Here is an 11,798-nt window from a genome sequence, read left to right on the forward strand (position 1 = left end):
CTCCATTTAAATCTCCTCCTCAAAAGGAGATTTAATTCTGGATTTATGCTTTGTAAAAATCACTTATTGGGAGGACACAAAGCGATATGATTTTGTTTTTCTTCACTTTTAGAAAAAATTTCTATTTCTTTTTTTTCAACATTGACATCTACTTTTTCAAATATTTCAAAATATTTTTTTTCTAAAGTAGGATCTTGTTCTATGTAAGGAGTAACTACTTCACCTGATATGAAACTTTCAATATAATCAAAAAACTTAATAATTTTATCAATCGCATTTTTGTCTACATTATTTTCATTATCTTTAAATTCTAAAAGTGTGGTTTCTAAATCATGAGCATATTTTCGAATATCATTATAGCCAATTGTGCCTGAATTTCCTTTGATAGTATGAATAACTCTTAAAACATCTTTAAATTTTTCAATTTTATTTCCAGATAATAAAAAATTATCTAATGAGTTGCGACTCCGTTCAATAAGATCGGTTACTTCTTCATTAAATATTTGTATAAGCTCTTCATGAAATTCCATATTATTTCCATAAATATGAAAGTGTTTATATTACTTTTTTTCCATTGATATTTTTATCAGCTCTTTTGTTTTAATTAAAAAATCTCTTAAATTTTCAAAACCATCTTTAAAGGAATCCACAGCCGTTTCAATTTCAGAGATAGAGTCTTGTGTCTTTTCTGCAAGCCGCGCAACCTCATCTGCCACCACAGCAAATCCTTTTCCAGACTGCCCTGCGCGTACCGCTTCTATCGATGCATTTAAGGATAAAAGATCGGTTTTTGTAGAAATATCACGAACGGTAAAGACCATTTTTTCAATTTTATTTAAAGCAATAGAAAGCTCTTCTACATTTTTTTCAGAAGCCATAAAATTAGTTAAAATAACATCTAATTTATTTTCATCTGACAAAGCTGCTCCAGTCATAACTATTTCCTCATTTATTTAGCTTTTCCTACTTCTAATTCTTCAATCCAATTTAAAAATTTTTGAACATTTTCACCCGTAAAGACAGCGCCATGCTGTGGACAAAGCATTTTTGGATTTAATTTTCGAACACGATTAACCCATCTATTTTTGGCTTCATTAGAAGGCATCCATCTTTGATGAAATTTTTCCATATATTTTATGTGTTCTTTAAAATCTTCGACTATTGTTGGATAATCCACAGGAACTAAAGCAGCTCCCATATCACCAGAAAAAAATATTTTTGAATCCGGGTCAAAAAGATGAAAATTACCAGAAGAATGGCAATAGTGAGCAGGAACAAATTCAAATCTTTTTTGATTAAATTCCAAAGGCCCCCTTCATCTGGTAACGAAACAAAATTTTTTACATATTCACCACCAAAATGAGCTATAAATCCCTCCCAAAGCCAAGATAAATAAACCTTTGCATCAGGGGTTAAGCCAAGCCACAATTGAAGAGAAGACATAATGTCAGGATCTTGATGACTGCATAAATAAGCTTTGATATTTTTTACGTCTAATATTTCTGAGATGGCAGTTAAAACTGCTGGAAAAATTTCAATTCCACCTGGATCTAATAAAATAGCTTCATTATTTACAATAATAGCATATTCATTGGTATCAATAACACTGTTTTTCTTTTGTGGGTCACGTCCAAACATAACCCATTTGCAATGATTATCTTCATAAAGAATTTTTGTAAGCATAATTCCTCATTTAATAATTTAAACTAATCACTTTGACTAAACGTGATATTTTTTTTAAAATTAAAAATAATTTATCTATAGATGATATTGTAATTTCAAATGAATGATATAAACTTTCGCTCAAAGTTTTAATTGCTGAGTAAGAAGATCCTTCAAGCTGAATTGCTTCTATAAGTAAACAATTATAAACTCCAAACAATTTATATTGGAGTTGCAAAATTGATTTTAAAAAAGTTTTCGTTTGATAAACATGGGTAATCAATTCTTTTATTGTCTTATATTCGACTTTTCTTAATAATTTTATTTTTTCATCAATAAATAATACATTATCCTTTAAAGATTTGCTTCTATTTACCAAATGATATTTATTATTCATCATATCATTCGACAATATTTTTAGAGTTAAATTTAAAATTGAATTAACTTCATTTCTATTTTTATGAATAAAATTTTTCATTTTTTTTGAGGAAAGAGCAATATGATTTGAAATTTCGGTATAAACTCGAATCGATTTTCCCGTTTGCCCAGCCGTTACCGCCGCATTCATTGCGATTTCATTTAAATTTTCAGCTTCGACATTTAAATAATTAAACTCCTGACGTAAGTCTGCTAAAATATTAAATAATAATTTTAAGTTACTTTCAAAATTCGCCATAGAAGCCTTTATTTCTAAAAATTTTTCTCTTTCTATGTCGTAAAAATAGGTTTTTTATTAAATGACGTGCTTTTTGTATGTCAAAAAACAACTGGGTAAAATTTAAGTAGAGTAAAATCGATTCCTCTCGTTTACAACACTCTAATAATATTTCGTTTTTAAAAATATTATGAAGACATGTCAAATAAATTTCTATGTAAAAGCATTATAAAAAAAAATGATATCATGGGAATTATCTTTAAACATGATATTTCTTAAGAAAGAAGAATCACTATGTTTGATTCAGAAGATTTTAATTTATTTACAAAAGAGTATTTTTTAAATAACAAAATTGAAGATCTCGAGTTTGCTTTAAAATTTGATGAATCAAAAAAAACAAAGCAAAAAAATTAGCTCCAATAATTAAAGAAAATATAGAACATATAATAAAAGAATTTTATGAATACAATTTAAATAATGACAGGATTAAAAAATATTTTAAAGGTCATGCTGAAATAGATCGCCTTATGAAATTAAATCAAAAATACTTTGAATATATTTTTTCTGGTCCATTTAATATTGAGTATTATAGAGAAAAAATTAAAATTGGTTATCTGCATTATTTAAGATCAATTCCTAATGATTCCTATTTAGCTTCACTTGGGAATTTAAATTCAATACTAAATAAATTATGGCAAAATAAATTTACCGATGTCATTGAATTATTTGAAGCTCAATCTATAACAAGCGATTTATTATTTATTGAAATTTATTTTACGGTAAACACTTATTATACTTTTATAGAAAAAAAATTATTTGATGAAAAAACAAAAATGAAAGAAATTCTTGACAATATTCAAGACTGTTATTTCGTTATTAATAAAGATTTAATGATAAGCGATGTGGTTTCAAAATCCTGTCTTAATATTTTTAATACCGATATTTCTGGAAGGAGTATCGTAGAAATTTTTGATGAATTTCAAGTAAGCAAAAAAGATATTTTCATTTTATCAGTTAAACAATATTTTGAAAATATTTTTAATATGGAATCTATTTTTAATATGCTACCATCAACAATTGAAGTAAAAAATAAGACAATAAAAATGAGCTATACACCTATTTTAGATATCAATAAAAAACCTCAAAAAATTATCATTTGCATGAGCGATATTACAGAGCATATTAAAAAACAAAAATTTTTAGAAGAGTATCATACCAAAAATTTAACTATCCTTGAAATTATCAAAAAACGTGATGAGTTTGATCTTATGCTAAAAGACATTGCACTTAAAAATGTTACACTATTAGACTGCGATGATATTACTCTAGGAAAAAATATATTATATGAATACCGAAATTATTTTAGCCGTTTTTCTTTAGCAAATATTACGACCTTAATTCATAATTTAGAGCTAGAATTGTTAGAAAAAGAAAAAAATGAGAAATTTAATGCCAAAGAATTTTTTTCCATATCTTGTTGTATGATTTCAGACCTCTTAAAGAAATTCTTAGAAGAAAACTATGAAATTTTAGGGATTCCGAGTTGAAGGAAAGAAATTATTTTTTTACTATCTGATTTCCCTCTAATGCTAAAATATTTTCATACAGTTGTTTTGGATGCTTACTTTTCTTCTTTTCAGCAAATGAAAATGAAACAATTTTACCTTCGCCCTCTGCAACTATTTTTTCATATTGATGGCTATAAATAGAATATTTCATAAGATAATAATCTTCACCTAATTCAAACACCTTAGTGCCAATATGAATTTTGTCAGGAAAAGTTAAAGGAATTTTAAAACGGCATTGCGTTGATGCTAAAACAGGACCTATTCCCTCATTTTTCATAATTTCAAACAAATTTATTTTATGAAAATATTCGAGACGAACATTTTCAAAGTAACGAAAATAAACCGTATTGTTTATATGTTGGAACGCATCCATTTCACCCCAAACAACATTTTGTTCTATATTTACTTTAATATATTCATCAAAAAAATTTTCCATTCATAACCTCATTGCAAAGGAATAAAAAATAATTTTAAGTTAACAGAATTTGTATAAAAAAACACCTCTTCTAGATTAAGAGGTGTTTTTTTAAGAAAGGTTAATTATCTACTTTTTGATGATTCTTTTGCAGAGCTATCCATCCAAAGAGTAAAGATATCGGTTGGTGTTAAAGTATTTTTCTGAGCAGTCGCATCATATTTTCCATTTACAATTGCTTCTTTTTGAAAGGCTGCATCTTGTAATAGAGTTCTATTAAACAAAGGAATATTTGTATTTGAATCGGCATTCATTAAATAACATATTCCAGTAACTTTATTTTCAAGTTTGTATGGTAAATCAGTAGAATAAAAATTATCTACTTTGTTCACCAAATTATAAAACTTATTAAATTCAACAAATTGTGTTTTAATATTGCTTTGTAAAGCTGTAACAGGTTTTTTATTTTCTGGATTAAACGTTTGATTCCCATAAAGTAACGCATTTGAAATCGTTACCTTGGCATTTGCAAAATTTGAACCTAGCAATGATACACTAATCAAACGACTTGTCCGAACAGCAGAGTCTCCATGAGAAAGAAGACCATCTCCAGATTTAGATAAAGCATGATTGCCAAAACATTTTTTTACTATCGGATTATAATTTGTTGCGAAAGAACCATCATAACTTCTTTCTTCACAAATATTTCCGTCTGAGGTTTTATCACCTAAATTAACTGCATAAAAACTATTGTCAGGCTGAAATGCAAATAATTGAGATCCAAGAGCAGGCACTTGAAAACTTGTTAAAGGATTTTTCGCAAGTTTTTGTTCACCATAAACAACATCAAATACCTTATCCATCGCTGATTTAGCTATAACCGATTGAGTGTAAGGTACCACGGAATCTTGCGTTGAATGCATAAAGATAATGGAGCCAGGAGCTGTTTTTCTATAAGATAAAATATTTTCTTGAATTGCCTTAAGAGATTTTTCTAAAATTGGTTTTTGTTCTGCAATTAAAGCTTGATTATCTGTAATTAATTTAATAGCTGAACCAATTTCTGCCAATTTAGCAGAAGGTGTAAGCTGAATAGAAGAATCTTGTCCCTTTAAAGCAGATAAAGAAAGTACAACTAAATAATTTGTTAATAATTTTGAATCTGTACCCTTTAAAGTTGTCATTAAGTTTAAAATAGCTGCCGATTTATCTTGAGCAGGACCAAAAAGAACTTTTAAGCCTTTATCACCATCAACCATATTTTCTAATATATTTTTGAAGGAGTCTAACTTGGGTAAATTGAACCCCTCTTCCCCTTTATCTAAAATATTTGCAATTGAACAATCTGTTTTTGCGCCTGCCTTTAAATTTGACATGATATTGCATTTAGCAGAACTTGGATCGATAGATTTATTTGACGCTTCAAAAATATAATTTATTAATGACTTATTTGAATTATCATTTGAAATATCATTAGTACTAATTTTAGCTAAATAGTTGAATAGATACTTAATTGAATTATCTTTACCATCTGGTAGTTTATCAATACTTGCTTTTTGATAAAATTTCCCAAATTCTTTATTTAAAATTGTTTTCATTTCATCATCTATCATTCCCATTTTTAATGAAAATAATTTTCCAATAAAAGGTAAAGAAACACTCCAATTTTGCATCGCTACAGAAGTATATGGTGCAAGATAAGTAATATCTGATGAAGCAACCCAGCTTACCAAATTATTTAATTGATCTTTATCTTGTCCAACAGGAGTTTTAATATAATCTGTAAAATATTTATTCTTTTTAAGATCGGGAATCATAGGCAAAGCATTTAAAGCGCTTGTGTCATAAATATTACCACTAATTAAATTTTGAGTGATAATTCTAAAACTGCCCACTAATAAAGATGAAGGTGAATAAAATAAAGCGGCAGAACTAAATAATGGAGGAAAAAAAAGATTATCCATATCTAATTTATCTAAGCCAACTGAAAAAACACTTTTTAATAATACACCAGAACTACCAACAGCCGCTAATAATGTAGAGCCACCACGACTATCTGATACCCCAATTGTTTTAGGTCCTGCAAAATTATTAACAAATGCGTTCATCGGTTGATCATCAGTAAATGGTAAATAAAAATCAAGGTTTTTTAATCCATTACTAAAATCAGAATCTATTAAACCTGTTTTTATTGCTTTTTCAACTTTCATTAATTTATTATTATCTTTTAAATAAAACTTTAAAATCGCATTATGCAACCCTAAAAAAGCATTTACATCATTATCTAAAGGTGATTTTTCGCCTTCTGGATTTATAGCAGGATTTATGGTGTTTCCAGAAGCATCGCCGCAACTTCTTATAAAGTTATTTTTTACAGAACCACCAATGGTTGTAATAGAACAAATGGGTTCTCCAGGAAAACTTGGAGCCGCAACAATTCCTTTGGATAAATTATTTTGTAAAGTGGTTGCCATATTTCTAAAAGAAAGGCCAGCATCACCACCATGTGCATACATAATTAAAGGTAACTTTTCATTACTTGGTACGTTATCTGGTACTGTAACAATAGCGGAATATTTTTGATCGGAACCATTAAGTTTATAAGTTAGAACATATGCTGTTCCTTCAGCATATGTTTCAGGGTGAACAATACCTTCTTCAGTAGAATAAATTTTAAATTTAGAATCATCATTTAATCCACTTAAAGTATCAATTGCACTTAAATCTTTATAAGAACCAGGAACAGTTACTTTGCCACTCTCGTCGGTAACATCACGTTCAAAATACGGAATAGAAATGATTTTATCTTTATTCGAAGTATGTTCTTTAAACCCAGATTCTTTTAAAACATCGGCAAGTTTTTTCACGCTGACAATTTCACTTGCTTGCGTTTTTGGTGCCATTTCTTTTATATATTTTTCAACTAAATTTGTAACGTCATCATACTTGTCGCCACTGGGATTAAAATGAATTGGTGCCTGTTTTAAATATTCGACTATTCCACTTTTATTTGTAGCAGCAACCGCTTGATCACAAGTTTGAATTCCAACTTGATTTGCAAATGCATCCCATTTAGCACAATTTATTTTACTATCTGTCTGCATATCCGTATTGCCTTTAAAGTTACATCCGACAATGGACAAGACTGATAAAAGACTTGATGCTGAATAAACAATACGGCGTTTTATCATATTAAAGATACCTCTTAAATTAGACATAGAAAATCAATAGAGCACTAAAATTACTCTTTGATTATAATTTTTAAAATTGTATTGCGAGGAGTTCCTCTAATATACTCCGCTCCAACCCTTCATCTCTCTCTAAGACTCTTTAATAGTTGGCTTATTGCTATAAGTATACTTTAATATTAATTTTGGCAAGTCTCAAAAAAAAATTGTTCGAGTTGCATAAAAAGTTTTATGATGCTAAGAATTTTATTGTATTTACCTATCCTCTCTCTAATTTAAAATGGTAGGCTTGCCACCTAGATAATATGATACTTAATTAAAAGCATTTAGAGGGACATATATGCTCAATTTTAAAAATAAATTTTTTACTTCACCCATTTTAAACAAAATGAATAAAACTTTTCCTCTTTTTGCTATATTAAGCTCTGCTTTATATCTAAATGCAAACGCCCAAGATAAAGCATTAAATAAAGAAATTTTGTTAGTACAAAATGAAGAACAAAAAAATCATCAGGAAAAAATAGATCCTACCCAAGATGTTGCGGGAGGTCTTGGCGAAAAAGGGTACAGTGCCCCAAAATACGCTGTACTACCCACAGGAAAAACCTTACCTAAAGGAATTTTTAAAATAGATACCGCGCTTGTTTATAGTTTTGGAAACCAGGGATTCGACAGCAATGGGAGTCAAGTGGATAATGGTTTAACCTATAAACGCTGGATAACAGGCGCTCAAATTCAATATGGACTTTCTAATTCTGTTTCTTTAGGAGTGGGAATTCCTTTTGTTACTTCCTATCAACTTGGCATGAATGGAAATACAGTAGCAGCAAACTCGGAATTATATCAAAAATATTATAATCACGTATTAAACGATCTTTCTTCAAAACTCTCTCAAGTAAGCAGCGGCACTTTATGCGGAAACAACACAACTCAAGCAAGTTGTGCCAATTATATTAATAATGGTGGTTCTATTCCAAATACGTTTTCATTGCCAATCACTTTACCTACCGGTGAAACAATAAATATTACTTCTGCTAGTCCTATTAAAGATCAAATTCGAAATATTTTATTAACGGCTTCACAACCAACAAATGGAGCAACAGGTTTAGGAGATATTCAAGTTGGGGTTTTATGGAGTATTATTTCAGAGGAATCTCCATTAAGACATGTTCCTTTATATTTTTCTTTAGGTGGCGGGCTTCGTATTCCAACAGGAAAATTTAATATCGTAACAGCTATGAGAGCAACAGGTGGTGATGGTACTTTAATTACTGGTGGTGGTACTTACGATGCCATTCTTCGTTGGAACTTAGACTATGTTGTTGTTCCAGGAGTTATTTTAAGTTGGCAACACGTTGCGGAATATTCTCTAACAAAAGCTGATTTAACAAGAACAAGTATGCTTGATAATACTTCTTCAAACACGGCAGATCCAACCGCATCAGGCGGTGACGGGCAAGGTAACACCCTTACCTTTTCAAGAAAAGGTCTTCACCATATTGGATTTTTACAAGCAGCATGGGGACTTGGAAATATTTCTGAGAGTCTAAAATGGTCTGGTTTATACACACAAGCTAAATATAATATTGCTGCGAAATCTTATTTAAATGGACAACCTATATATACCGTTGGAGATCAGTTTTATTTAGGAGAATCCGCAATGCACCCCGATCATGGTTATGAACAATATTATTCTGCTTCTATTGGCACAAAAGTAAGTGGGTTACCTTATAGAATTCCTGCTGAATTCACCGCCGAATTTGAATGCCCATTTGCTGGTTACAACCGTATGGTTTCCCCTATGAATGCAAAAGGAACTTTTACGTTTTATTTTTAATAAATAGAACGTAAATTTTTTAATTCTTTTGAATTTAAAATTCTCATTTTTTAAAATACCATTTACAGGCTTGTCCTGAAATTGTTAACTTAAAATACTAATTCGCCCAAGTAATCCAATTTAAATGCCAAGTACCTATAAATCCTTGATCATCCCAAGATCTTCCATTCCACTTACCAACATTGCTGCCAACACCAACCGTCCAAAGAGAACCAGCATTATCGAAAGCGATCATTTTAACATACCAACCACCCATGTGTCCTTGGTCATCCCATGACGTTCCATTCCACTTTCCTATATTACCATTCACTCCAACGCACCAAGGGGTTCCATTTTGATCAAAGGCGATCATATTGATAAACGCTCCGCCCATATAACCTTGATCGTCCCAAGATTTTCCATTCCATTTTCCAACATTGCTATGAGCGCCAACACCCCATAGAGTTCCGTTTTTATCAAATGCTATGGATTTTAACGTCCATCCACCCATGTATCCCTGACCATCCCAAGATTTTCCATTCCACTTTCCAACATCTCCATTAAATCCTACACTCCAGAGGGTTCCTACATTATCAAATGCAACCATTTTTAAAGACCAGCCTCCTAAATAACCATAATCACTCAATTGTAATAAAATTGGATTCCACACAGCGATATTTGCATTGACTCCAACTACATATAGACTTTGGTTTGATGTATTATTGGCTAAGTTTATTATTTGGGAACTAGCGGATTGGCTTGCCGCAAAAGCGAAGTTGAACAATGTCATAAACGAAATTAAAATTGAAAAAATAAAACTTTTAGATAAAAAACTGAACATAATTATTCCTTTCCAAAAATGATTTTATAACCAATAAATTGTAAAGGAAAAAATTTAAAAAACAAATTTAAATTTATTTACAAAAATAATAAATGATTTAATCTTATTCTTATAAAAAAAGATATAAATAAAATTAATGAAAAAATTTAATTCGCATATGGACTTTAAATCCTTCATTTACTGCACTGATTACAGAAGGAACCATGCATACATCTGTTGTAACACCAGAAATGACTAAATTTCTTTTTCCAGTTCCACGGATTGCATTTGCTAAATTTTCATCAGTACAAATAAATAAATTATTTAAAATATCAATTTATAAATATTGAACACCTATAATATCTTTAATTCCAAGACCAGCTGTTTCGTTAAGAGTCAATACATTTCCATCTAAAGAAACACCACCAATGACAGGATTTTCTGCTAGCAAGGCGGGAGGATCTAAATCACAACGAACAATCGATTTTTTTGCTGCCGCAAAATGAGCAGCTGCCGTCACAGCGACTTGGCTTTCTAACATACAACCCATTAAACACTCTATACCCGCCGATTCCGCTAAATTTAATATTTTTGTTGCTTGGTAAAAACCACCTGCTTTAGCCAATTTGATATTGATGAGATCGGCTGCTTTTTGTTTACATATTTGAAAGGCATCGTAGGGAGAAAAAACAGATTCGTCTGCTAAAATATCTGTTGTTACGTTTTGAGTAACAAATAAAAGATCTTCGATGTGTTTTGCTTTTACAGGTTGTTCAACAAATTCAATGTTTAAACCCAAATGCTCTAATTTATTTATCATGCGCACAGACTCTTTAGCTCCCCAAGCCTGGTTTGCATCGACACTTATTTTAATTAGATTTCCTACAGCAGCACGAACTGCTTTTACACGATCAATATCATAAATGGGATCTACCCCAAGTTTTAATTTTAAGTCGGAAAAGCCATCTTCTAAAGCGACAAGCGCGTCTGCAACCATAACATCGGGAGGGTTGGCACTAATTGTTACCGATGTAAAAACAAGATTACGATAACCACCAAAAAGTTTATAAAGAGGTAAATTTAAAGATTGAGCATAAAGATCATAGATAGCCATATCTATAGCAGATAAAGCAGAGGTATTATTCACAATAGATGCATGAAGCTTACTCATAATACTTTCGATATTTGTAAGTTCAAGACCTATTATTTTGGGTTTGAGTTCATTAAGTATACAAGAAGAAATGGAGTCGAGGGAGTCACCCGTAATCGCAAAAGTAGGAGCAGCACTACCAAAACCAATTAACCCGGATTGGGTAATTAATTTTACAATGATGTCTTCAGCAAAATAAACCGTTCTTAAAGCCGTTTTAAAAGGCCTTTTTAGAGGAATTTTAATTTTGCCGATTTTGACATCAACAATTTTCAACCTAAACCATCCACACGTTGACGAAGTTCAAGTCCTGTTTTCCAAAATGGAAGTTTCTTTTCTGGAACCTCAATTCTTTCTCCTGTTTTTGGGTTGCGACCATCATAAGATTTATATTTGCGCACAGTAAAAGCGCCAAAACCGCGAATTTCTACACGGCCATCCTCTGTAAGAGCTTCAGAAATCGTATCAAAAAACATATTGATAAGTTCTTCAGCTTGAGGGGAAGTAACATCTGCCTTTGAAGA

General features: G+C 30.6%; 12 protein-coding genes and 1 pseudogene. 3 read left to right on the top strand and 10 right to left on the bottom strand.

The window, feature by feature from the left end; genetic code table 11:
- Positions 1–59 precede the first annotated feature (59 nt).
- The 4 genes and pseudogenes from ACIQ56_RS08745 to ACIQ56_RS08760 all read right to left on the bottom strand — a co-directional run bounded on the left by ACIQ56_RS08745 (position 60) and on the right by ACIQ56_RS08760 (position 2,338).
- Positions 60–530, bottom strand: a complete 471-nt coding sequence (locus tag ACIQ56_RS08745; protein WP_397600688.1) for an Hpt domain-containing protein — start codon at positions 528–530, stop codon at positions 60–62.
- 30 nt (positions 531–560) lie between these two features.
- Positions 561–935: a methyl-accepting chemotaxis protein gene (locus tag ACIQ56_RS08750; RefSeq protein ID WP_397600689.1), complete on the bottom strand. Its 375-nt coding sequence runs from the start codon at positions 933–935 to the stop codon at positions 561–563.
- A gap of 14 nt (positions 936–949) precedes the next feature.
- A pseudogene (locus ACIQ56_RS08755) lies at positions 950–1,683 on the bottom strand (MBL fold metallo-hydrolase).
- 10 nt (positions 1,684–1,693) lie between these two features.
- Positions 1,694–2,338: a hypothetical protein gene (locus tag ACIQ56_RS08760; protein WP_397600690.1), complete on the bottom strand. Its 645-nt coding sequence runs from the start codon at positions 2,336–2,338 to the stop codon at positions 1,694–1,696.
- Between the two features lie 425 nt (positions 2,339–2,763).
- Between ACIQ56_RS08760 and ACIQ56_RS08765 the strand changes: the two genes are divergently transcribed.
- Positions 2,764–3,864, top strand: coding sequence for a protoglobin domain-containing protein (locus ACIQ56_RS08765; protein ID WP_397600698.1), 1,101 nt, complete (start codon positions 2,764–2,766; stop codon positions 3,862–3,864).
- Between the two features lie 10 nt (positions 3,865–3,874).
- Here ACIQ56_RS08765 and ACIQ56_RS08770 read toward each other — a convergent pair whose 3' ends face one another.
- Positions 3,875–4,321 (bottom strand): acyl-CoA thioesterase, encoded by a 447-nt coding sequence (locus tag ACIQ56_RS08770; RefSeq protein WP_397600691.1) that lies wholly within the window; start codon positions 4,319–4,321, stop codon positions 3,875–3,877.
- 104 nt (positions 4,322–4,425) lie between these two features.
- Positions 4,426–7,491 (bottom strand): hypothetical protein, encoded by a 3,066-nt coding sequence (locus ACIQ56_RS08775; protein ID WP_397600692.1) that lies wholly within the window; start codon positions 7,489–7,491, stop codon positions 4,426–4,428.
- A 337-nt stretch (positions 7,492–7,828) separates the two neighbouring features.
- Between ACIQ56_RS08775 and ACIQ56_RS08780 the strand changes: the two genes are divergently transcribed.
- Entirely contained in the window at positions 7,829–9,325 is a 1,497-nt protein-coding gene (locus ACIQ56_RS08780; protein ID WP_397600693.1) for a hypothetical protein, read from the top strand.
- Between the two features lie 97 nt (positions 9,326–9,422).
- Here the strand turns inward: ACIQ56_RS08780 and ACIQ56_RS08785 are convergent, their stop codons facing one another.
- Positions 9,423–10,145 (bottom strand): hypothetical protein, encoded by a 723-nt coding sequence (locus ACIQ56_RS08785; protein WP_397600694.1) that lies wholly within the window; start codon positions 10,143–10,145, stop codon positions 9,423–9,425.
- Between the two features lie 133 nt (positions 10,146–10,278).
- Complete coding sequence (locus ACIQ56_RS08790; protein ID WP_397600699.1) at positions 10,279–10,407, bottom strand: isochorismatase family protein; 129 nt, start codon at positions 10,405–10,407, stop codon at positions 10,279–10,281.
- Between ACIQ56_RS08790 and ACIQ56_RS08795 the strand changes: the two genes are divergently transcribed.
- Positions 10,349–10,474, top strand: coding sequence for a hypothetical protein (locus tag ACIQ56_RS08795; protein WP_397600695.1), 126 nt, complete (start codon positions 10,349–10,351; stop codon positions 10,472–10,474). The genes ACIQ56_RS08790 and ACIQ56_RS08795 overlap by 59 nt on opposite strands.
- On the opposite strand, the gene ACIQ56_RS08800 is transcribed toward ACIQ56_RS08795, so the two are convergent.
- Positions 10,462–11,550, bottom strand: coding sequence for a mandelate racemase/muconate lactonizing enzyme family protein (locus tag ACIQ56_RS08800; RefSeq protein WP_397600696.1), 1,089 nt, complete (start codon positions 11,548–11,550; stop codon positions 10,462–10,464). The two genes, ACIQ56_RS08795 and ACIQ56_RS08800, sit on opposite strands and share 13 nt — an antisense overlap.
- Positions 11,547–11,798, bottom strand: a 252-nt coding sequence (locus ACIQ56_RS08805) for an HU family DNA-binding protein (RefSeq protein ID WP_397600697.1), incomplete at its 5' end; no start/stop codon positions are given. The genes ACIQ56_RS08805 and ACIQ56_RS08800, both read right to left, overlap by 4 nt.

Source organism: Silvanigrella sp. (assembly GCF_044369315.1).
Lineage (GTDB): Bacteria > Bdellovibrionota_B > Oligoflexia > Silvanigrellales > Silvanigrellaceae > Silvanigrella.